The organism is Pantoea sp. Lij88 (genome assembly GCF_030062155.1).
GTDB lineage: Bacteria > Pseudomonadota > Gammaproteobacteria > Enterobacterales > Enterobacteriaceae > Pantoea.
In genome coordinates this window covers 3,348,081-3,369,464 of sequence record NZ_CP118269.1, presented here as the reverse complement: position 1 = coordinate 3,369,464, position 21,384 = coordinate 3,348,081, and the positions used below count along the sequence as shown (strand labels likewise).

The 21,384-nt window shown below is 55.5% G+C and carries 17 protein-coding genes; 14 read left to right on the top strand and 3 right to left on the bottom strand.

The annotated features are described in order from the left end of the window. The first annotated feature begins 101 nt into the window (after nucleotides 1-101). Entirely contained in the window at nucleotides 102-1,409 is a 1,308-nt protein-coding gene (locus PU624_RS19625) for an MFS transporter (protein ID WP_283546297.1), read from the top strand. 54 nt (nucleotides 1,410-1,463) lie between these two features. Here PU624_RS19625 and satP read toward each other — a convergent pair whose 3' ends face one another. Next, nucleotides 1,464-2,033, bottom strand: a complete 570-nt coding sequence (gene satP / locus PU624_RS19620) for an acetate uptake transporter (protein WP_283546296.1) — start codon at nucleotides 2,031-2,033, stop codon at nucleotides 1,464-1,466. 301 nt (nucleotides 2,034-2,334) lie between these two features. On the opposite strand from satP, the gene dnaK reads away from it, so the two are divergent. The 4 genes from dnaK to nhaR all read left to right on the top strand — a co-directional run bounded on the left by dnaK (nucleotide 2,335) and on the right by nhaR (nucleotide 7,749). Continuing rightward, the gene (gene dnaK / locus PU624_RS19615) at nucleotides 2,335-4,245 is read left to right on the top strand and encodes a molecular chaperone DnaK (RefSeq protein ID WP_031593939.1); all 1,911 of its coding nucleotides are present in this window, start codon (nucleotides 2,335-2,337) and stop codon (nucleotides 4,243-4,245) included. Nucleotides 4,246-4,349: 104 nt separating this feature from the next. Next, nucleotides 4,350-5,495 carry a molecular chaperone DnaJ gene (gene dnaJ, locus PU624_RS19610; RefSeq protein WP_283546295.1) on the top strand — a complete coding sequence of 382 codons (1,146 nt, stop codon included), beginning with the start codon at nucleotides 4,350-4,352 and terminating at the stop codon, nucleotides 5,493-5,495. 164 nt (nucleotides 5,496-5,659) lie between these two features. Then, nucleotides 5,660-6,832: a Na+/H+ antiporter NhaA gene (nhaA, locus tag PU624_RS19605; protein ID WP_283546294.1), complete on the top strand. Its 1,173-nt coding sequence runs from the start codon at nucleotides 5,660-5,662 to the stop codon at nucleotides 6,830-6,832. Nucleotides 6,833-6,840: 8 nt separating this feature from the next. Then, on the top strand, nucleotides 6,841-7,749 hold the full coding sequence (nhaR, locus tag PU624_RS19600) for a transcriptional activator NhaR (RefSeq protein ID WP_283546293.1): 909 nt from the start codon (nucleotides 6,841-6,843) through the stop codon (nucleotides 7,747-7,749). Nucleotides 7,750-7,785: 36 nt separating this feature from the next. Here nhaR and rpsT read toward each other — a convergent pair whose 3' ends face one another. Beyond that, nucleotides 7,786-8,049, bottom strand: coding sequence for a 30S ribosomal protein S20 (gene rpsT, locus PU624_RS19595; protein WP_008925553.1), 264 nt, complete (start codon nucleotides 8,047-8,049; stop codon nucleotides 7,786-7,788). Between the two features lie 306 nt (nucleotides 8,050-8,355). Here rpsT and ribF point away from each other — a divergent pair, with 306 nt between their 5' ends. From ribF to dapB, 6 genes are all read left to right on the top strand, one after another. After that, complete coding sequence (gene ribF, locus PU624_RS19590; RefSeq protein WP_283546292.1) at nucleotides 8,356-9,285, top strand: bifunctional riboflavin kinase/FAD synthetase; 930 nt, start codon at nucleotides 8,356-8,358, stop codon at nucleotides 9,283-9,285. 29 nt (nucleotides 9,286-9,314) lie between these two features. Continuing rightward, nucleotides 9,315-12,131, top strand: coding sequence for an isoleucine--tRNA ligase (gene ileS / locus PU624_RS19585; RefSeq protein ID WP_283546291.1), 2,817 nt, complete (start codon nucleotides 9,315-9,317; stop codon nucleotides 12,129-12,131). After that, nucleotides 12,131-12,637, top strand: coding sequence for a signal peptidase II (gene lspA / locus PU624_RS19580; protein WP_090964192.1), 507 nt, complete (start codon nucleotides 12,131-12,133; stop codon nucleotides 12,635-12,637). The genes ileS and lspA overlap by 1 nt, the downstream gene beginning before the upstream one ends. Before the next feature lie 3 nt (nucleotides 12,638-12,640). Continuing rightward, nucleotides 12,641-13,111 carry an FKBP-type peptidyl-prolyl cis-trans isomerase gene (gene fkpB / locus PU624_RS19575; RefSeq protein ID WP_283546290.1) on the top strand — a complete coding sequence of 157 codons (471 nt, stop codon included), beginning with the start codon at nucleotides 12,641-12,643 and terminating at the stop codon, nucleotides 13,109-13,111. Then, nucleotides 13,092-14,045: a 4-hydroxy-3-methylbut-2-enyl diphosphate reductase gene (gene ispH, locus PU624_RS19570; protein ID WP_003854823.1), complete on the top strand. Its 954-nt coding sequence runs from the start codon at nucleotides 13,092-13,094 to the stop codon at nucleotides 14,043-14,045. The genes fkpB and ispH overlap by 20 nt, the downstream gene beginning before the upstream one ends. 222 nt (nucleotides 14,046-14,267) lie before the next feature. Next, entirely contained in the window at nucleotides 14,268-15,083 is an 816-nt protein-coding gene (dapB, locus tag PU624_RS19565; protein WP_283546289.1) for a 4-hydroxy-tetrahydrodipicolinate reductase, read from the top strand. Nucleotides 15,084-15,269: 186 nt separating this feature from the next. Here the strand turns inward: dapB and PU624_RS19560 are convergent, their stop codons facing one another. Then, nucleotides 15,270-15,437 (bottom strand): hypothetical protein, encoded by a 168-nt coding sequence (locus PU624_RS19560; protein WP_283546288.1) that lies wholly within the window; start codon nucleotides 15,435-15,437, stop codon nucleotides 15,270-15,272. 115 nt (nucleotides 15,438-15,552) lie between these two features. Here PU624_RS19560 and carA point away from each other — a divergent pair, with 115 nt between their 5' ends. The 3 genes from carA (at nucleotide 15,553) to PU624_RS19545 (ending at nucleotide 21,336) form a co-directional block, all read left to right on the top strand. After that, on the top strand, nucleotides 15,553-16,701 hold the full coding sequence (gene carA / locus PU624_RS19555) for a glutamine-hydrolyzing carbamoyl-phosphate synthase small subunit (RefSeq protein ID WP_283546287.1): 1,149 nt from the start codon (nucleotides 15,553-15,555) through the stop codon (nucleotides 16,699-16,701). A gap of 14 nt (nucleotides 16,702-16,715) precedes the next feature. Further along, entirely contained in the window at nucleotides 16,716-19,943 is a 3,228-nt protein-coding gene (gene carB, locus PU624_RS19550; protein ID WP_283546286.1) for a carbamoyl-phosphate synthase large subunit, read from the top strand. A gap of 253 nt (nucleotides 19,944-20,196) precedes the next feature. Next, a complete protein-coding gene (locus PU624_RS19545; RefSeq protein WP_283546285.1) occupies nucleotides 20,197-21,336 on the top strand; it encodes a porin in 1,140 nt (379 codons plus the stop codon). Nucleotides 21,337-21,384: the final 48 nt, after the last annotated feature.

Sequence of the window (21,384 nt, the reverse complement as noted above, 5' to 3'; positions counted from 1 at the left end):
CCCCATTTCAGGCATAAGCTATAGCCTTGCTGGTGTGGCAAAAGATTGACGATATAGTAAGGGTATCTTTACAACCATGTCTCTTTTGCCTCTGGAATATTATGAATCCGACTCATACGCAGCGTCTGACCGGTAAGGATTACAAAACCCTGGCGCTGGCCGCGCTGGGCGGCGCGCTGGAATTTTACGACTTCATTATCTTTGTCTTCTTCGCCACCGTGATTGGCGAACTCTTCTTCCCCTCAGATATCCCGGAATGGCTGCGTCAGTTGCAGACGTTTGCCATTTTTGCCGCAGGCTATCTGGCGCGTCCGCTGGGCGGCATCGTGATGGCGCATTTTGGCGACAAACTCGGACGCAAAAAGATGTTCAGCCTGAGCATTCTGCTGATGGCGCTGCCGACGCTGATGATGGGCGCTTTACCCACCTGGCAGACGATTGGCATTGCCGCGCCATTGCTGATGCTGCTGATGCGGATGTTGCAGGGTGCGGCGATTGGCGGGGAAGTGCCGGGTGCCTGGGTGTTTGTCGCGGAGCACGTGCCTTACAAACGTATCGGCATCGCCTGTGGCACGCTGACGGCCGGGCTGACCATCGGCATTTTACTGGGGTCACTGGTGGCAACGCTGATCAATACCTCGATGTCGCAGCAGGCGATTCATGATGGCGGCTGGCGTATTCCATTCTTCCTGGGCGGCGTGTTTGGGCTGATTGCGATGTTCCTGCGCCGCTGGCTGCATGAAACCCCGGTCTTTATTGAGATGCAGCAGCGTAAAGCGCTGGCTGAAACCCTGCCACTGAAGACCGTCCTGGCGGAGCATAAAAAGTCGATTGTGATTTCCATGCTGCTGACCTGGCTGCTCTCTGCCTGCATCGTCGTGGTGATCCTGATGTCGCCTGTCTGGCTGCAGAAGCAGCAGGGCATTGCGCCCGCGCTGACCCTGCAGGCCAACAGCATCGCCACCGTGATGCTCTGCATTGGCTGCATTATTGCCGGACTCGCTGCCGATCGCTTTGGTGCCGGTCGTACCCTGTGTGTCGGCAGCGTGCTGCTGGCGATCTGTAGCTGGCAGTTTTATCACCTGAGCGCCCTCTATCCGCAGCACCTCTTCCTGCTCTATGGCGTGGCGGGGCTCAGCGTCGGGGTCGTCGGCATCGTGCCGTTTGTCATGGTGCGCGCCTTTCCGGCAGAAGTGCGTTTTACCGGACTCTCATTCTCCTACAACCTCTCCTATGCGATCTTTGGCGGGCTGACACCGATCTTTGTGTCGCTGCTGATGAATGTCTCAGTGATGGCACCGTGCTGGTATGTAATGGCGCTGGCGCTGGTGGGGTTACTGACGGGGATCTGGCTGCGGCGTGATGTCAGCCACGAGCCGGGCCTGCATCAGGGGATTAAATCGTTGTAAAGGGAATGACGCGAAGCCAGGCTCCGCGTCTTTTTTTCAGGCGTAAAGGCCGGCTTAATGCGCTTTTGCACCAATCGGCAGAAGGGTACGGCCAAACGTTCCATTCAGCACTTCACCCATCGCCAGATAGCAGGCGCTGGCACCACAGACGATCCCGACCCAGCCCGCGATCGGGACCAGCGCGGGCAGGGGCATGAGATGCGCCACGGCCAGCAGCAGAAACAGCAGGGTAAGCGAGCCGAAAACAAACTGCAGCATCCGCGCCCCTTTCAGCGTGCCGACAAACATAAACAGCGTGAAGATGCCCCACAGTGCCAGCCAGGTGCCCAGAAAGCGTTCGTCAGGCGCTTTCGCCAGGCCGAGTTCCGGTAACAGCAGGATCGCGACGAAGCTCAACCAGAACATGCCGTAAGAGGTAAAAGCCGTCAGTCCAAAGGTATTATTCCTGATGAACTCCAGCAGGCCGGCCAGCACCTGCGCAATCCCACCATAAAAAATCCCCATGGCTAAAATCGCCACGTCCATTTCGAACATGCCTGTGTTGTGCAGGTTCAGCAGAATCGTTGTCATGCCAAATCCCATGAGTCCCAGCGGGGCAGGGTTAGCCAGTGTTGAATTTGCCATAGTTCCTCGGCAGTAAATGATTATTGATGAAAGAAAAGGATGCCGCCTCACTCCCTGAGGGGAACGGACCCGCGCATCATATTCAGCGTTCTGTCCGCGTTCTTTGATCCCGGCAGGGCCAGAGTTAAAAAATTTTTTTTGGTTTAGCCCTTGATGCGCATCGAAGCGGCCCCATTTACTTGTCATCGAGCGTTGTGAACGTTGGAAAAAAAGCATGTGCTGGCAGTTGAATGCAAACAACCCGCCCACATAAAAGGTTCACAACCCAAATTGGCAACGAATTTAAGTGGGAGATGTTTAGATGGGTAAGATTATTGGTATTGACCTGGGTACAACCAACTCTTGTGTTGCGATCATGGATGGCACTAAAGCACGCGTGCTGGAAAATGCCGAGGGCGATCGCACCACGCCTTCAATTATTGCGTATACACAGGATGGCGAAATTCTGGTCGGTCAACCGGCTAAACGTCAGGCAGTGACCAACCCGCAGAATACCCTGTTCGCAATTAAGCGTCTGATCGGTCGTCGCTTCCAGGACGAAGAAGTACAGCGTGATATTAAAATCATGCCGTATAAAATCACCGGCGCTGACAACGGCGACGCATGGCTGGAAGTGAAAGGTCAGAGAATGGCACCACCGCAGATCTCTGCTGAAGTGCTGAAGAAAATGAAAAAAACCGCCGAAGATTACCTCGGTGAGCCAGTGACTGAAGCGGTTATTACCGTACCGGCCTACTTCAACGATGCGCAGCGTCAGGCGACTAAAGATGCCGGCCGTATCGCAGGTCTGGAAGTCAAACGTATCATTAACGAACCGACTGCTGCTGCACTGGCATACGGTCTGGATAAAGGCCAGGGCAACCGCACCATCGCGGTTTATGACCTGGGCGGCGGTACCTTCGATATCTCAATCATTGAGATCGACGAAGTTGACGGCGAAAAAACCTTTGAAGTTCTGGCGACCAACGGTGATACCCACCTGGGTGGTGAAGACTTCGATAGCCGCCTGATTAACTATCTGGTTGCTGAGTTCAAGAAAGACCAGGGCATCGATCTGCACAACGATCCACTGGCGATGCAGCGTCTGAAAGAAGCGGCAGAGAAAGCGAAAATCGAACTTTCTTCTGCACAGCAGACCGACGTTAACCTGCCATACATCACGGCAGATGCGACGGGTCCTAAGCACCTGAACATCAAAGTGACCCGCTCTAAACTGGAGTCACTGGTTGAAGATCTGGTTGCACGCTCTATCGCGCCTCTGAAAGTTGCGCTGCAGGATGCGGGCCTGTCTGTATCAGACATCAACGACGTTATCCTGGTCGGTGGTCAGACTCGTATGCCACTGGTTCAGGCCAAAGTAACTGAGTTCTTCGGTAAAGAGCCACGTAAAGACGTGAACCCGGACGAAGCCGTTGCTGTCGGTGCTGCGGTTCAGGGTGGTGTACTTGGTGGCGACGTGAAAGACGTGCTGCTGCTGGACGTTACCCCACTGTCACTGGGTATCGAAACCATGGGTGGCGTGATGACTTCGCTGATCAGCAAGAACACCACGATCCCAACCAAGCACAGCCAGGTCTTCTCGACGGCTGAAGATAACCAGTCAGCCGTGACCATTCACGTGCTGCAGGGTGAGCGTAAGCGCGCCAATGACAACAAGTCACTGGGCCAGTTCAACCTCGACGGTATCCAGAACGCGCCACGCGGTCTGCCGCAGATCGAAGTCACCTTCGACATCGATGCGGATGGTATCCTGCACGTGTCTGCGAAAGACAAGAACAGCGGTAAAGAGCAGAAAATCACCATCAAAGCCTCTTCAGGTCTGAGCGATGAAGAGATCCAGAAAATGGTGCGTGATGCAGAAGCGAATGCTGAATCTGACCGCAAGTTCGAAGAGCTGGTACAGACGCGTAACCAGGGTGACCAGATTGCCCACAGCACGCGTAAGCAGCTGGATGAAGCAGGCGACAAACTGTCAGCGGATGATAAAGCGCCAATCGAAGCCGCTCTGGCCGCGCTGGAAACTGCGCTGAGAGGCGAAGACAAAGCTGAAATCGACGCCAAAATGCAGGCGCTGATGGAAGTGTCCGGCAAACTGATGGAAGCAGCACAGCAGTCTCAGGCGGGTGCAGCGGATGCCGGTGACGCGTCAGCGAAGAAAGATGACGACGTTGTCGATGCTGAATTCGAAGAAGTGAAAGACAATAAGAAATAATTGCCCCTGACCGGGCGCGACGGCTGGCCTGACAGCTGTTGAAACCAGCACGGGCGTAGGAGATCTCTCCACGCCCGTGCGATCATGTTAAGGGCTAAATAAACATGGCGAAGAGTGATTACTACGAGATTTTAGGCGTCGCCAAATCCGCGGACGAGCGTGAAATCAAAAAGGCTTACAAACGCCTGGCAATGAAATTTCACCCGGACCGAAATCCCGGTGATAAAGACGCCGAAGCGAAATTTAAAGAGGTCAAGGAAGCGTACGAAATCCTGACCGATGCGCAGAAGCGTGCAGCTTACGATCAGTATGGTCATGCAGCCTTTGAACAGGGCGGCATGGGTGGCGGTGGATTCGGCGGCGGCGGCTTTGGCGGCGGCGGTGCAGACTTCAGCGATATCTTTGGCGACGTGTTCGGTGACATCTTTGGTGGTGGACGCCGTCAGCGCGCATCCCGTGGCGCCGATTTACGCTACAACATGGAGCTGTCGCTGGAAGAAGCGGTACGCGGCGTGACCAAAGAGATCCGCATTCCAACGCTGGAAGAGTGTGATGTCTGCCACGGCAGCGGCGCGAAAGCGGGCACGCAGCCACAAACCTGTTCAACCTGTCACGGTGCGGGCCAGGTGCAGATGCGCCAGGGCTTCTTCACCGTTCAGCAGGCCTGTCCGACCTGTCATGGTCGTGGCTCGGTGATTAAAGATCCGTGCAACGCCTGTCATGGTCATGGCCGCGTTGAGAAGTCGAAAACGCTGTCAGTGAAAATCCCGGCAGGGGTGGACACCGGCGATCGCATTCGTCTGAGTGGCGAAGGCGAAGCGGGCGAGCAGGGCGCACCAGCCGGCGATCTCTACGTTCAGGTATCGGTGAAGAAACACCCGATCTTCGAGCGTGAAGAGAACAACCTCTACTGTGAAGTGCCGATAAACTTTGCGATGGCGGCGCTGGGCGGTGAGATTGAAGTGCCGACACTGGATGGTCGCGTGAAGCTGAAAGTGCCGTCAGAAACCCAGACCGGCAAGCTGTTCCGCATGCGTGGTCGTGGCGTCAAATCTGTGCGTGGCGGCGCGGTCGGCGACCTGTTATGTCGCGTCGTGGTGGAAACCCCGGTCAGCCTGAATGAGAAACAGAAAGCGCTGCTGCGTGAACTGGAAGAGAGTTTTGGCGGCCCAAGCGGCGAGCATAACAGCCCGCGCTCCAAGAGCTTCTTTGATGGCGTGAAAAAATTCTTCGATGACTTAACCCGTTAAGTTCATCCGCCTGAAAAGCCAGCGCTCAGCCGCTGGCTTTTTTTTGCCTGAACTTCACGCTTCGTTATTTCCGAAGGATTCCCGCTAAATAAACTGTTTTTTTCGAACTGTTATTCCCGGTACTCTTAGGCACTTTGATTGACCTCTGGAAAAGGATAACGCGTGTGAACATCAGACTAAAAAAACTCCTTGAAAGCGACGCCACCGGCGGTGTGGTGCTGATTATCGCTGCCGCACTGGCGATGCTGCTGGCCAACAACGACGCCACGCAACAGGGCTATCGCGATCTGCTGGCCATTCCGGTGGAATTCCGCTTTGGCACTCTCGATATCAGTAAAGACCTGCTGCTGTGGATCAACGATGCGCTGATGGCACTGTTCTTCCTGATGGTAGGGCTGGAGGTCAAACGCGAACTGGTGATGGGGGCGCTGGCGAAACGTGAACAGGCGCTGTTCCCGTTGATCGCGGCGCTGGGTGGCATGATGGCTCCGGCGCTTATCTTCCTGCTGTTTAACGGGGCCGATCTCAGCACCCGCAGCGGATGGGCGATCCCGACCGCCACCGATATCGCCTTTGCGCTGGGGATTCTGGCGCTGCTGGGCAGCCGCGTGCCGCCCGCGCTGAAGATTTTCCTGATGGCGCTGGCGATCATCGACGATCTTGGCGCCATCATCATTATCGCGCTGTTCTACACGCATCACCTTTCGATGGCCTCACTGGGCGTTGCCGCTGCCGCCATTGCCGTGCTGGCGCTGATGAACCTGCTCAACGTGCGAAACACCGGTCTCTATCTGCTGGTGGGGCTGGTGCTGTGGGTGGCGGTGCTGAAGTCGGGGGTTCATGCGACGCTGGCGGGTGTGGTGGTCGGCTTCCTGATCCCGCTGGCGAAGAAAGAGGGACACTCTCCGGCGATTCATCTTGAGCATGCGCTGCATCCCTGGGTGCGCTGGGTCATCCTGCCGCTGTTTGCCTTTGCCAATGCCGGGGTGTCGCTGACGGGGGTCTCGTTCGGCAGCCTCTTCTCGCTGCTGCCGCTGGGCATCATGGCCGGGCTGTTGATCGGTAAGCCACTGGGCATCACGCTGTTTTGCTGGCTGGCAGACAAAACCGGCTTAGCCCGGCTGCCGGAAAACACCGATATCAGAGATATCGCGGCGGTGGGCGTGCTGTGCGGCATTGGTTTCACTATGTCGATATTTATCGCCTCGCTGGCCTATGGCGATATCAGTGCTGAACTGATGACCCTGGCGAAGCTGGGAATTCTGTCAGGCTCGATTCTGTCGGCGGTGCTGGGCTATGTGATCCTTGGCTGGCGTCTGAAACAGCGTCCGGCGTAGAGCACCCTATGGCGCATATTAATTACAATCATCTCTACTACTTCTGGCACGCCTGCCGCGCGGGATCCATTGCGGGTGCCGCAGAGGCCCTCTCGCTGACGCCACAGACCATTACAGGGCAAATTAAGGCACTTGAGGAGCGCCTGCAGGGCAAGCTGTTCCGGCGTCAGGGAAGGGGGCTGGTGCCGACCGAACTGGGTCAGCTGGTGTTCCGCTACGCTGACCGCATGTTTATGCTGGGTCAGGAGATGCTGGATATCGTTAACTACCGCAAGGAGTCCCATCTGCTGCTGGATGTTGGTGTGGCAGATGCGCTCTCTAAGCAGCTGGTCAGCAAGGTGCTGGAAACCGCGGTGGTGGCAGAGGAGAAGATTCATCTGCGCTGTTTTGAATCGACCCACGAGCTGCTGCTGGAGCAGCTCAGTCAGCATAAGCTGGATATGATTATCTCTGACTGCTCCATCGATCCCACCCAACAGGAAGGGCTGTTTTCGGTAAAGCTGGGGGAGTGCCCGATCAGTTTCTGGTCCAAACAACTGCTCACCGATCGCTCTTTTCCGGCCTGCCTTGAGACGCGACCACTCCTGATTCCGGGCCGTCGCTCCATGCTGGGGCGCAAAATCCTCAACTGGATTACGGCCCAGGGGCTGCAGGTGGAGATTCTCGGTGAGTTTGATGATGCGGCACTGATGAAGGCGTTTGGTGCGCGGCAGAATGCGATTTTTGTGGCGCCTGCGCTGGAAATTAGTAAGCAGGACGGCATTTATGAAGTCGGGCGGCTTGATGCGGTGTCAGAGGAATATCACATCCTCTTCGCGGAGCGGATGATTCAGCATCCGGCGGTGCAGCGGCTCTGTCACGCAGACTTCAGCGGACTCTTTCCCCGCCAGAGTACAGACGAAAAAAAACCGGCGTAAGCCGGCTTTTTCAACAAAGCGATTAACAACAGGCGATTAAGCCAGTTTGTTGATCTGTGCAGTCAGGTTAGATTTATAACGTGCAGCTTTGTTTTTGTGGATCAGACCTTTAGCGGCCTGACGATCCACGAGTGGTTGCATTTCATTGAATGCGTTCTGCGCAGCAGCTTTGTCGCCTGAAGCGATCGCCGCGTATACTTTCTTAACGAAGGTACGCATCATTGAGCGGCGGCTAGCGTTATGCTTGCGGCGTTTCTCAGATGTTACGGCGCGTTTCTTAGCTGATTTGATATTAGCCAAGGTCCAACTCCCAAATGTGTTCTATAGAGACAAATCAAAGGCCGAGGACTATGCCCTTCTAACCTGATTTTGTCAATGGATTTGTGCAAATAAGCGTCGCTCTAAGAGCAGCACTCGGTTACGTATTTGATGGCGCAAGATTCTACCAGCTTCCCCTCGCTGAATACAGTATTTCGCGACAAAATTCTTAACATGCGCATCTGCAACAGGAAATGCAGCGCCTAAAGCATGAAAGGCGTGCTGACGGGTTAACCTGAGTCGCTTTCAAGGGTATAATCCGCCGATTTCCACCGGTTTGGGCCAGCCATGAAGTTTATCCGCGGTATTCATAATCTTAACGAGCAGCATCGCGGCTGCGTTCTGACCATTGGTAATTTCGATGGCGTGCACCGTGGTCATCAGGCGCTGATGTCGCGACTGTGTGAAGAGGGACGTAAGCGTAATCTGCCGGTCGTGGTCATGGTGTTTGAGCCACAGCCGCTGGAGCTGTTTGCCGGTGATAAAGCCCCGGCTCGCCTGACACGCCTGCGTGAAAAGCTGCGCTACATGGCGGAAGCCGGCGTCGATAAAGTGTTGTGCGTGCGGTTTGATCGTCGCTTTGCGGCCTTGTCCGCCCAGCGTTTTATCAGTGACCTGTTAGTCGACAAGCTGGACGTAAAGTACCTTGCAGTCGGCGATGATTTCCGCTTCGGCGCTGGTCGCCAGGGGGATTTCCTGTTATTACAGAAAGCCGGTGCGGAGTATGGCTTTGAGGTCGTCAGCACCGAAACCTTCTGTGATGGCGGTAAGCGAATCAGCAGCACCGCCGTGCGTCAGGCGCTGGCTGCCGATGATTTAGCGCTGGCGGAGTCGCTGTTAGGTCATCCTTTCACTATTTCCGGCCGCGTCGTGCACGGTGATGCACTGGGACGCACGCTGGGTTTCCCCACTGCGAACCTTCCTTTACGCCGCAGCGTCACGCCGGTGAAAGGGGTTTATGCGGTGGAAGTACAGGGTCTGACGCCCGAGCCACTGCCGGGTGTCGCCAATATCGGCACCCGTCCGACCGTAAAAGGTTTACGCCAGCAGCTTGAAGTTCACCTGCTCGACATCAATATGGATCTCTATGGTCGTCACATTGATGTGGTGCTGAAACAGAAAATACGAAACGAGCAGCGCTTTGCCTCACTGGAGGCGTTGAAAGAACAAATTGCGAACGATGTGGTAACGGCCCGGCAGTTCTTTGGGCTGCTTTAACCTGAGCGAAAAACGGAATCGAGAATCTGATGAGTGACTATAAATCTACCCTGAATTTGCCGGAAACGGGATTCCCGATGCGTGGCGATCTGGCCAAACGCGAACCGGGAATGTTGCAACGCTGGTATGCCGACAACCTGTACGGCATCATCCGCGAAGCCAAAAAAGGGAAAAAAACCTTTATCCTGCATGATGGCCCTCCGTATGCGAACGGCAGCATTCATATTGGTCACTCCGTTAACAAGATTCTGAAAGACATTATCGTTAAGTCGAAAGGCATGGCGGGTTATGACTCGCCGTATGTGCCGGGCTGGGACTGTCACGGTCTGCCGATCGAACACAAAGTTGAGCAGATGATCGGCAAGCCAGGCGAGAAAGTCACCGCCGCCGAATTCCGTGCAGCGTGCCGTAAATACGCCGCTGAACAGGTTGAAGGCCAGAAGGCGGACTTTATCCGTCTGGGCGTGCTGGGCGACTGGGATCGTCCTTACCTGACTATGGATTTCGGCACCGAAGCCAACATCATTCGTGCGCTGGGTAAAATCATCGGCAACGGCCACCTGCACAAAGGCGCGAAGCCGGTGCACTGGTGCCTGGATTGCCGTTCTGCCCTGGCAGAAGCGGAAGTCGAGTATTACGACAAAACCTCTCCATCGATTGATGTGATGTTTAACGCTGTCGATGCCGACGCGGTGCGTCAGGCGTTTGGCGTGGCACAGGTCAATGGCCCGATTTCACTGGTGATCTGGACGACGACGCCGTGGACATTACCGGCTAACCGCGCCATCTCCCTGCATCCTGAATTTGAGTATCAGCTGATCCAGATCGAGGGCCGCGCCCTGATCCTGGCGAAAGAGCTGGTGGAAAGCGTCATGAAGCGCGCCGGTGTCAGCGAATGGCAGGTACTGGGCGAATGTCAGGGCGCAGCGCTGGAGCTGCAGAAGTTCCAGCATCCGTTCCTGGCGCTGGAGTCGCTGGTGGTACTGGGCGATCACGTGACGCTGGACGCGGGTACCGGTGCAGTTCACACCGCACCAGGCCACGGCCCGGATGACTATGTCATCGGTCAGAAATATGGCATTGAAACGGCTAACCCGGTCGGACCGGATGGCACCTATCTGCCAGGCACCTGGCCGACGCTGGATGGGGTCAACGTCTTTAAAGCCAACGACATGATCGTTGAGCTGCTTAAAGAGAAAGGCGCGCTGCTGCACGTTGAGAAACTGCTGCACAGCTACCCGCACTGCTGGCGTCATAAAACGCCGATCATCTTCCGCGCTACGCCGCAGTGGTTCATCAGCATGGATCAGAAAGGATTGCGTGCGCAGTCGCTGAAAGAGATCAAAGGCGTGCAGTGGATCCCGGACTGGGGCCAGGCGCGTATCGAATCGATGGTGGCGAACCGTCCTGACTGGTGTATCTCCCGTCAGCGTACGTGGGGCGTACCGATGGCGCTGTTCGTTCACAAAGAGAGCGAAGAGCTGCACCCGGACACGCTGGCGCTGATGGAGAAAGTGGCGCAGCGCGTTGAGCAGGAAGGCATCCAGGCCTGGTGGGATCTCGACCCGCGCGAGCTGATGGGCGACGACGCCGATCATTACGTCAAAGTGCCGGATACGCTGGATGTCTGGTTTGACTCCGGTTCAACCAGTTATTCCGTGGTTGATGCGCGTCCGGAATTTGGCGGACATGCGCCTGACCTCTATCTGGAAGGATCCGATCAGCATCGTGGCTGGTTTATGTCCTCGCTGATGATCTCTACGGCGATGAAGGGCAAAGCGCCTTACCGTCAGGTACTGACACACGGTTTCACCGTGGATGGTCAGGGCCGCAAGATGTCGAAATCAATCGGCAACACGGTCGCGCCGCAGGATGTGATGAACAAACTGGGCGCTGATATTCTGCGTCTGTGGGTGGCCTCAACCGATTACTCGGGTGAAATGGCGGTCTCCGATGAGATCCTCAAACGCTCCGCCGATGCCTATCGCCGTATCCGTAACACCGCACGTTTCCTGCTGGCTAACCTCAGCGGCTTCAACCCGGCCACCGACCTGGTGAAACCGGAAGAGATGATCGTGGTGGATCGCTGGGCAGTGGGTCGTGCCCAGGCGGCACAGGCCGATATCGTCGCCTCTTATGAGAACTACGATTTCCATGAAGTGATCCAGCGTCTGATGCAGTTCTGCTCGATTGAGATGGGCAGCTTCTATCTCGACATCATCAAGGATCGTCAGTACACCGCGAAAGGCGATGGCCTGGCACGTCGCAGCTGCCAGACCGCGCTGTGGCACATCGTCGAAGCGCTGGTACGCTGGATGGCACCGATCATGTCCTTTACCGCGGATGAGATCTGGGGCTACCTGCCAGGCGAACGTGCGCAGTATGTCTTCACCGAAGAGTGGTATCAGGGTCTGTTTGGCCTGGCGGAAGATGAAGCGCTGAATGACGCCTACTGGGCTGAGCTGCTGAAAGTGCGTGGCGAAGTGAACAAGGTTATCGAGCAGGCGCGTGCGGATAAACGCATCGGTGGCGCACTGGAAGCAACGGTCACGCTGTATGCCGATCCGGAGCTGGCCGCGAAACTGCAGGCGCTGGGCAATGAACTGCGCTTTGTGCTGCTGACCTCTGGCGCACAGGTGGCGGATTACGCTCTGGCGAACGACGAAGCGCAGCAGAGTGAAGGGCTGAAAGGTCTGAAAATCGCGCTGCACAAGGCGGAAGGCGAGAAATGTCAGCGCTGCTGGCATTACACTACCGACGTCGGACAGAATCCTGAGCATGCTGAGGTCTGTGGTCGTTGTTACACTAACGTAGCCGGTGACGGCGAACAGCGTGAATTTGCCTGATGCGTAAACCTATTTTATCAACCGGATTGCGCTGGCTGTGGCTGGTGCTGGTGGTGATTGTTGTCGACTTCGCCAGTAAGCAGTGGGTGATGAACAACATGATGCTGCATGAAACCCAGCCGCTGATGCCTTATCTGAATCTGTTCTACGCGCATAACTATGGCGCGGCGTTCAGTTTCCTGGCAGACAAAGGCGGCTGGCAGCGCTGGTTCTTTGCCGGTATTGCGCTGGCTATCGTGATCTCTCTGATGGTGATGATGTATCGCAATCATGCCAGTCAGAAGATGGCTAACATCGCCTATGCCCTGATCATTGGCGGCGCGATCGGCAATCTGTTCGATCGCTCATATCATGGCTTTGTGGTCGATTTTATCGATTTCTATGTCGGTAACTGGCACTTCGCTACATTTAATATCGCTGACTGCGGCATCTGTATTGGTGCCGCACTGGTGGTGCTGGAGGGCTTTTTCAGCCCGAACGGCAAACAGGCTAAACAGAAAGGGTAAGTGATGACTGAGTCCGTACAGCGCGAAAGCGCGGTGTTGGTGCATTTTACGCTGAAGCTGGAAGATGGCTCGACGGCGGAATCGACCCGTGCAAACGGCAAGCCCGCGCTGTTCCGTCTCGGTGATGGCAGCCTCTCTGCGGCACTTGAGGAGGCACTGCTGGGGCTGACAGCGGGTGAGACTAAGCAGTTCACCCTTGAGCCGGAAGATGCTTTTGGCGGCGTCAGCCCTGACCTGATCCAGTATTTCTCGCGTCGGGACTTTATCGATGCCGGTGAACCGGAAGTGGGTGCCATCATGCTGTTCAGCGGCATGGGCGGCAGTGAAATGCCAGGCGTGATCCGTGAAGTCTCCGGTGACTCAATCACCGTGGATTTCAACCACCCGCTGGCAGGTCGTCGTATTCAGTTTGATGTAGAGGTGCTGGAAATTGATCCGGCACTGGAGGCGAACGATGCAAATCCTGTTAGCTAATCCGCGCGGTTTCTGCGCTGGCGTTGATCGCGCCATCAGTATTGTCGAGCGCGCGCTGGAGATGTATGGCGCGCCTATCTACGTCCGTCACGAAGTGGTGCATAACCGCTACGTGGTGAACAGCCTGCGTGAGCGGGGCGCTATCTTCATCGAAGAGATCAGCGAAGTGCCGGATAACGCGATTCTGATCTTCTCCGCGCACGGCGTTTCACAGGCCGTACGTGCCGAAGCTAAAGCGCGCAATCTGACGATGCTGTTCGACGCCACCTGTCCGCTGGTGACCAAAGTACATATGGAAGTGGCGCGTGCCAGCCGTAAGGGCGTGGAGGCGATACTGATTGGTCATGCAGGGCATCCGGAAGTTGAAGGCACCATGGGGCAGTACAACAACCCTAATGGCGGCATGTATCTGGTGGAGTCACCGGAAGATGTCTTCAGACTGACCGTCAAAGACGAAAACAATCTGAGCTTCATGACGCAGACTACGCTGTCGGTGGATGACACCTCTGACATCATTGATGCCCTGCGTCAGCGTTTCCCGGCGATCATCGGGCCGCGTAAAGATGATATCTGCTACGCCACCACCAACCGTCAGGAAGCCGTTCGTACGCTGGCGAAAGATGCGGAAGTGGTGCTGGTGGTGGGGTCGAAGAACTCCTCCAACTCCAACCGTCTGGCCGAACTGGCACAGCGTGCCGGTAAGCTGGCGAAGCTGATCGACTCTGCTGATGATATTCAGGAAGAGTGGGTAAAAGGCGTGGCCTGTATCGGCGTTACCGCCGGTGCCTCAGCCCCCGATATTCTGGTGCAGCAGGTGATCCAGCGGCTGCGTGAGCTGGGCGGCGAAGCGGCGATTGAGCTGATTGGCCGTGAAGAGAATATTGTCTTCGAAGTGCCTAAAGAACTGCGCGTTGACGTGCGCAACGTGCAGTAACGCTTCGATATGACTGATAAAAAGGCCGACTCTGTTCGGCCTTTTTTGTTTTTTTAGTCTGTCAGAAATGCCCTGGTTTGCTGCGATGATTGCTTTTACTGATAATCACGGGCGGCTGGCATAAAATTCTTATTATCACGGATTAATAGTGGCGTGACTGTTAACTCCTCGTTAACCTGATGACGCTTTGGATGCATAGTTTTGTTTTAGGAATGAATAAATATGAGCACTATCCGCATTGCTATTGTGGGCGCGCCGGGCCGAATGGGCCGTAATCTGATTCAGGCGACGCAGCAGGCAGAAGGCGTTGAACTGGGGGCGGCACTGGCCCGTCCGGGCTCATCGCTGACCGGCAGCGACGCTGGTGAATTAGCGGGCATCGGGAAGAATGGCATCATCATCGCAGACGATTTACGCGCGGTGATTAACGACTTTGATGTGCTGATCGATTTCACCCGCCCGGAAGGCACGCTGGAGTATATGGCGATCTGCCGTGAGTACAGCAAAGCGATGGTGATTGGCACCACCGGTTTTGATGAGGCAGGCAAAGCGGCCATTCGCGCGGCGGCGGAAGATATCGCCATTGTGTTCGCGGCTAACTTCAGCGTGGGAGTTAACCTGGTGCTGAAGCTGCTTGAGAAGGCTGCCAAAGTGATGGGTGAATACGCGGATATTGAGATCGTTGAAGCTCACCACCGCCATAAAGTGGATGCGCCCTCTGGCACCGCGCTGGCGATGGGTGAGGCGATAGCCGACGCAATGCAGTGGAAACTGGATGAGCATGCGGTTTATACGCGTGAAGGCCACACCGGTGAACGCCAGCCGCAGACCATCGGTTTTGCGACAGTACGCGCGGGTGACATCGTGGGTGAGCATACGGCGATGTTTGCAGATATCGGCGAGCGGGTGGAGATTACCCACAAGGCTTCAAGCCGTATGACCTTTGCAAATGGTGCGGTTAAGTCAGCGTTATGGCTGAAAGATAAGAAATCTGGCCTTTTTGATATGCGGGATGTGCTGGATTTGTCGATGTTGTGAGTGTTGTGAACCATCGTGATGTGGTTATTTCAATCGCTAATCACTTGATTGAAAAGGGGCAATGTTTTCATTGCCCTTAATTTTATCTGAAAAATGCCATTCTGATTTAAAACTCCTCTCTGATGCTTATTTTTACAGGTTTTTCGGGTTTGTCAGCCCGTCAGAACGCCATTTTTGACCATTTGGTCAAAAATAAAGGTCCTGCTGCGCCGGTTTCGTTTTTACGCTGCCTGGCAAACGATTATTCCGCCGAGTTTTCCCCTCTTTTTGCCGCTTATGCCCGTTTTTTTCCTCATAAGGCAGATAAGCATGAAAAAATACCGCTTCAGGGTAGACAATGACCAGGGCGATCATTAGAATGCGCGCAATTTGCCAAAAATCGACAATTCAGGCGGTTTTTGCATTGATTCAGGCGGCTATTTTGAATTAATATGCAGATATATTGACTGTTTATTCCCTGGAGGATGTTTTGATCAAGTCAGCAATTCTGGTTCTGGAAGACGGAACCCAATTCCACGGTCGGGCCATCGGGGCAACAGGATCGGCAGTGGGAGAAGTCGTTTTCAACACTTCAATGACCGGTTATCAAGAAATCCTCACTGATCCTTCCTATTCCCGCCAAATCGTTACTCTCACTTATCCCCATATCGGTAATGTCGGTGCCAACGCCGCCGACGAAGAATCCAGCCAGATTCATGCGCAGGGCCTCGTTATTCGTGACCTGCCGCTGATTGCCAGCAACTTCCGTAGTGAAGAGGGCTTATCCGCCTACCTGCAGCGCAACAACATTGTGGCGATTGCCGATATTGATACCCGCAAGCTGACGCGCCTGCTGCGTGAAAAAGGGGCGCAGAACGGCTGCATTATTGCCGGCGACAATCCGGATGCCGCGCTGGCGCTGCAAAAAGCCCAGGCGTTCCCGGGACTGAAAGGAATGGATCTGGCGAAAGAGGTCTGCACCACGGAGACTTACAGCTGGCAGCAGGGCAGCTGGACGCTGGACGCGGGTCTGCCAGAGCAGGCCACTGCGGAGTCGCTGCCTTACCATGTGGTGGCTTACGATTACGGCGCCAAGCGCAACATCCTGCGCATGCTGGTCGATCGTGGCTGTCGTCTGACCGTGGTTCCGGCACAGACACCGGCCGAAGAGGTTCTGAAGCTGAATCCGGATGGCATTTTCCTCTCCAACGGTCCCGGTGACCCGGAGCCGTGCGACTACGCCATCAGCGCGATTCAGTCCTTCCTGAAGACAGAGATTCCGGTATTCGGTATCTGCCTGGGTCATCAGCTGCTGGCGCTGGCCAGTGGTGCGAAGACCGTGAAGATGAAGCTCGGCCACCACGGCGGTAACCATCCGGTGAAAGATCTCGAAAACAACCGCGTGATGATCACCGCGCAGAACCACGGTTTTGCGGTCGATGAGAACAATCTGCCCGCGAACCTGCGTGTGACCCACATTTCGTTGTTCGATAAAACCGTGCAGGGCATTCATCGCACTGACAAGCCTGCATTCAGCTTCCAGGGACACCCGGAAGCCAGTCCGGGCCCGGGTGATGCTGCGCCGCTGTTTGACCACTTTATTGAATTGATTGACGCATTCCGTCTGCAAGCGAAGTAATCAGGAGCTAATTCATGCCAAAACGTACAGACCTAAAATCCATCCTGATTCTTGGTGCCGGTCCGATTGTGATCGGCCAGGCCTGCGAATTTGACTATTCCGGTGCGCAGGCGTGTAAAGCGCTGCGTGAAGAGGGTTACCGCGTCATTCTGGTGAACTCCAACCCGGCGACGATCATGACCGACCCGGAAATGGCCGATGCGACCTACATCGAGCCGATTCACTGGGAAGTGGTGCGCAAAATCATCGAAAAAGAGCGCCCGGATGCGGTACTGCCCACGATGGGCGGCCAGACAGCGCTGAACTGTGCGCTGGAGCTGGAACGTCATGGCGTGCTGGAAGAGTTTGGCGTCACCATGATCGGCGCGACCGCTGATGCGATCGACAAAGCAGAAGATCGTCGTCGTTTCGACGTGGCGATGAAAAGTATCGGTCTGGATACCGCGCGCTCCGGCATTGCGCACACCATGGAAGAAGCGCTGGCCGTGGCAGAAGATGTTGGCTTCCCGTGCATCATCCGTCCCTCCTTTACCATGGGCGGCACCGGTGGCGGCATCGCCTATAACCGTGAAGAGTTTGAAGAGATTTGCGAACGCGGTCTCGACCTCTCTCCGACTAATGAGCTGCTGATTGATGAGTCGCTGATTGGCTGGAAAGAGTATGAGATGGAAGTGGTGCGCGATAAAAACGACAACTGCATCATCGTCTGCTCAATCGAAAACTTCGACGCAATGGGGATTCACACCGGTGACTCCATCACGGTTGCGCCTGCTCAGACGCTGACCGACAAAGAGTATCAGATCATGCGTAACGCCTCGCTGGCGGTACTGCGTGAGATCGGTGTTGAGACTGGCGGCTCCAACGTGCAGTTCTCGGTTAACCCGAAAGATGGCCGTCTGATTGTTATCGAGATGAACCCACGTGTGTCGCGCTCCTCGGCGCTGGCGTCAAAAGCGACCGGCTTCCCGATTGCTAAAGTCGCGGCCAAGCTGGCAGTCGGCTATACCCTCGACGAGCTGATGAACGATATCACCGGCGGTTTAACACCGGCCTCGTTTGAGCCGTCAATCGACTACGTCGTTACCAAGATCCCACGTTTCAACTTCGAAAAATTTGCCGGAGCTAACGATCGCCTGACGACGCAGATGAAATCAGTCGGTGAAGTGATGGCGATTGGCCGTACATTCCAGGAGTCCATGCAGAAAGCGCTGCGTGGCCTGGAAGTGGGTGCTAACGGCTTCGACCCAAAAGTGCATCTCGACGACCCGGAAGCGTTAACCCGCATCCGTCGCGAGCTGAAAGATGCCGGTTCCGACCGTATCTGGTACATCGCAGACGCTTTCCGTGCCGGCATGTCAGTAGATGGCGTGTTCAATCTGACCAATGTGGATCGCTGGTTCCTGGTGCAGATTGAAGAGCTGGTGAAACTGGAAGATCAGGTGGCCCGCGAAGGCGTGAACAGCCTGGACGCAAACTTCCTGCGCACGCTGAAGCGTAAAGGCTTTGCCGATGCACGGCTGGCGACGCTGGCGGGTGTGGCAGAGAGCGAAATCCGCAAGCTGCGTCAGCAGTTTAACCTGCACCCGGTTTATAAGCGTGTAGATACCTGCGCCGCAGAATTCGCGACGGATACTGCCTATATGTACTCCACGTATGAAGAGGAGTGCGAAGCCAACCCAAGTCAGGATCGCGAAAAAATCATGATTCTGGGTGGTGGACCTAACCGTATTGGTCAGGGTATCGAATTCGATTACTGCTGCGTTCACGCCGCCCTGGCGCTACGTGAAGATGGTTACCAGACCATCATGGTCAACTGTAACCCGGAAACCGTCTCGACCGATTACGACACCTCCGATCGTCTCTACTTCGAGCCGGTCACGCTGGAAGATGTGCTGGAGATTGTGCGCATCGAGCAGCCAAAAGGCGTGATCGTGCAGTATGGCGGCCAGACCCCGCTGAAACTGGCGCGTGCGCTGGAAGCCGCAGGCGTACCGGTTATCGGCACCAGCCCGGACTCGATTGACCGTGCTGAAGACCGTGAACGTTTCCAGCAGGCGGTTGATCGCCTGAACCTGAAACAACCGGCCAACGCCACAGTCGCTACGCTGGAGCAGGCCGTTGAGAAAGCCGCTGGCCTGGGCTATCCGCTGGTAGTGCGTCCTTCTTATGTGCTGGGTGGCCGTGCCATGGAGATCGTCTACGACGAGATCGACCTGAAGCGCTACTTCCAGACGGCGGTGTCGGTTTCCAACGATGCACCGGTGCTGCTGGATCGCTTCCTGGATGATGCGGTTGAAGTGGATGTGGATGCGATTTGCGACGGTGAGCGTGTGCTGATTGGTGGCATCATGGAACACATCGAGCAGGCTGGCGTTCACTCCGGTGACTCCGCCTGTTCACTGCCGGCCTACACCCTGAATCAGGAGATTCAGAATGTGATGCGCCAGCAGGTCGAAAAGCTGGCATTCGAGCTGAACGTTCGCGGTCTGATGAACGTCCAGTTCGCGGTGAAAGACAACGAAGTCTACCTGATCGAAGTGAACCCACGTGCGGCGCGTACCGTTCCGTTCGTCTCAAAAGCGACCGGTGTACCGCTGGCGAAAGTGGCCGCGCGCGTGATGGCTGGTAAAACGCTGGCAGAGCAGGGCGTCACTGAAGAGGTGATTCCGCCTTACTACTCTGTTAAAGAAGTGGTGCTGCCGTTCAACAAGTTTCAGGGCGTTGACCCGATTCTGGGGCCAGAAATGCGCTCTACCGGTGAAGTCATGGGCGTGGGCCGTACGTTCGCAGAGGCATTCTCCAAAGCGATGCTGGGCGCACAGAGCAACATGAAGAAGTCGGGTCGTGCGCTGCTGTCGGTGCGTGAAGGCGATAAGAAACGTATCGTCGACCTGGCTGCTAAGCTGCAGAAGTTTGGTTTCGAACTGGATGCGACTCACGGCACGGCGGTTGTGCTGGGCGAAGCGGGCATTAATCCGCGCCTGGTTAACAAGGTGCATGAGGGTCGTCCGCACATTCAGGACCGTCTGAAGAATGGCGAGTATAGCTACATCGTCAATACCACGGCGGGTCGTCAGGCGATTGAAGATTCGAAGCTGATTCGCCGCAGCGCACTGCAGTATAAAGTGCACTACGACACCACGCTGAATGGCGGCTTCGCGACTGCAATGGCGCTGAATGCTGACCCGACGGAACAGGTTATCTCCGTTCAGGAAATGCATGCCCAGATAAAGGCTATGTAAGGCGATGTCACGTGAAAAACGGCTCCTCCGGGAGCCGTTTTTTTTTGCCCGCTCATTGGCGATAATCCGAAAGTCATGTCGCTGGTTAGTCTGGCATTTGCGTTAAAGTCACTGATTTGGCTTAATTTTTTAGCTTTGGGTGCGGATGAGGCCGGTTCGCACAAATTTATAATATAAACACTTCCTGTACGGATTTTTCGCCAGTACTATGCCTGCCGCTCATCACTGGAGCGTATCAGGACATAAATATAAAATGAAAATGCGTACTTTTTCTCTGAGTGCAGTGGCTGCACTGATGGCTATTCTTCCTTTCGCCAGCCAGGCGGAAGTGACTCTGTTAAAACAGGATCCGCAGGCAGGCGATCCACTTAGCCGCCTTAACTTTACTGTTGGCGGCAGCATTCGTGCTCAGGTCAATCATCAGACCGGCGTGGATGACAAATCCTACAAGCGCGACGGTTTCGATGGCGGCACCCGTTTCCGTTTCGGCGCGGACTACTACCTGTTTGATGACGTCAGCTGGATCAGCTACTACGAGCTGGGCGTTAACGTCCCGGCGGTCTTCAGCTGGGATCGTCATTATGCCGATGGTGCCAATAACACCTCGCGTCGCCAGCTTTACACCGGTCTGAAAAGCAAAACCTGGGGTCAGCTTACCTTTGGTCAGCAGAACAGCGTTTATTACGACACCGTGGGCGCCAAAACCGATATCTGGGATTACGACATGATCGGCCAGGCACCGGGCAACGGAATCAACGGCGACTATGACGGATCTTACCGTTCACGTAAGCAGCTGAAGTATAAAAACACCTTCGGCGATGCGGATATCTACGCTTCGTATCTGTTCGACGATAATGAATATCTGCCAGGCAACGGCCTGCGCTATAAGCGCAAAGGCGGCGGCTCGCTGGGTGTGGATTACCACATCACTGACGATCTGAGCTGGGGCACGGCGTGGAACTACACCCGCGCGGCGATGCGTAATCCGAACAATGGCGACAGCCGCGATTACGACCAGAACATCTACGGCACCGCACTGAGCTGGACACCAGGCAACTGGACGCTGTCAGCCGGTGGTGGCTGGTATCAGAACTTCATGACCACCAAACGCAAAGATGTGCATGACTACTTTGCTGGCGATGCGTGGGGCATCGAATATTTCGCCGGTTACAAAATTCCGGTGGCGCAGTATGGTCTGAAAGCGGTGCAGCCTTATGTTATGGGCGACCGCATTGAGGTCATGACGGGTCGCGATTACCAGCGCATCGACAACGGTCTGGGTGTGACGCTGTTCCTCGACTACGGTTTCCGTGTTGATTACGAACATGTGTTCACCTCCAGCACTGATAACCTGGGTGATATGAATCTGGTGCGTCTGCGCTACGACTTCTGATAACCCTGACGGCTCCTCCGGGAGCCGTTTTCTTTTGCGCACGCTTTT

Bases quoted from the DNA above. Each gene is read 5' to 3' on its own strand.
- PU624_RS19625 (WP_283546297.1), top strand. From the start codon at position 102: ATGAATCCGACTCATACGCAGCGTCTGACCGGTAAGGATTACAAAACC.
- satP (WP_283546296.1), bottom strand. From the start codon at position 2,033: ATGGCAAATTCAACACTGGCTAACCCTGCCCCGCTGGGACTCATGGGA.
- dnaK (WP_031593939.1), top strand. From the start codon at position 2,335: ATGGGTAAGATTATTGGTATTGACCTGGGTACAACCAACTCTTGTGTT.
- dnaJ (WP_283546295.1), top strand. From the start codon at position 4,350: ATGGCGAAGAGTGATTACTACGAGATTTTAGGCGTCGCCAAATCCGCG.
- nhaR (WP_283546293.1), top strand. From the start codon at position 6,841: ATGGCGCATATTAATTACAATCATCTCTACTACTTCTGGCACGCCTGC.
- ribF (WP_283546292.1), top strand. From the start codon at position 8,356: ATGAAGTTTATCCGCGGTATTCATAATCTTAACGAGCAGCATCGCGGC.
- ileS (WP_283546291.1), top strand. From the start codon at position 9,315: ATGAGTGACTATAAATCTACCCTGAATTTGCCGGAAACGGGATTCCCG.
- lspA (WP_090964192.1), top strand. From the start codon at position 12,131: ATGCGTAAACCTATTTTATCAACCGGATTGCGCTGGCTGTGGCTGGTG.
- fkpB (WP_283546290.1), top strand. From the start codon at position 12,641: ATGACTGAGTCCGTACAGCGCGAAAGCGCGGTGTTGGTGCATTTTACG.
- ispH (WP_003854823.1), top strand. From the start codon at position 13,092: ATGCAAATCCTGTTAGCTAATCCGCGCGGTTTCTGCGCTGGCGTTGAT.
- dapB (WP_283546289.1), top strand. From the start codon at position 14,268: ATGAGCACTATCCGCATTGCTATTGTGGGCGCGCCGGGCCGAATGGGC.
- PU624_RS19560 (WP_283546288.1), bottom strand. From the start codon at position 15,437: ATGATCGCCCTGGTCATTGTCTACCCTGAAGCGGTATTTTTTCATGCT.
- carB (WP_283546286.1), top strand. From the start codon at position 16,716: ATGCCAAAACGTACAGACCTAAAATCCATCCTGATTCTTGGTGCCGGT.
- PU624_RS19545 (WP_283546285.1), top strand. From the start codon at position 20,197: ATGAAAATGCGTACTTTTTCTCTGAGTGCAGTGGCTGCACTGATGGCT.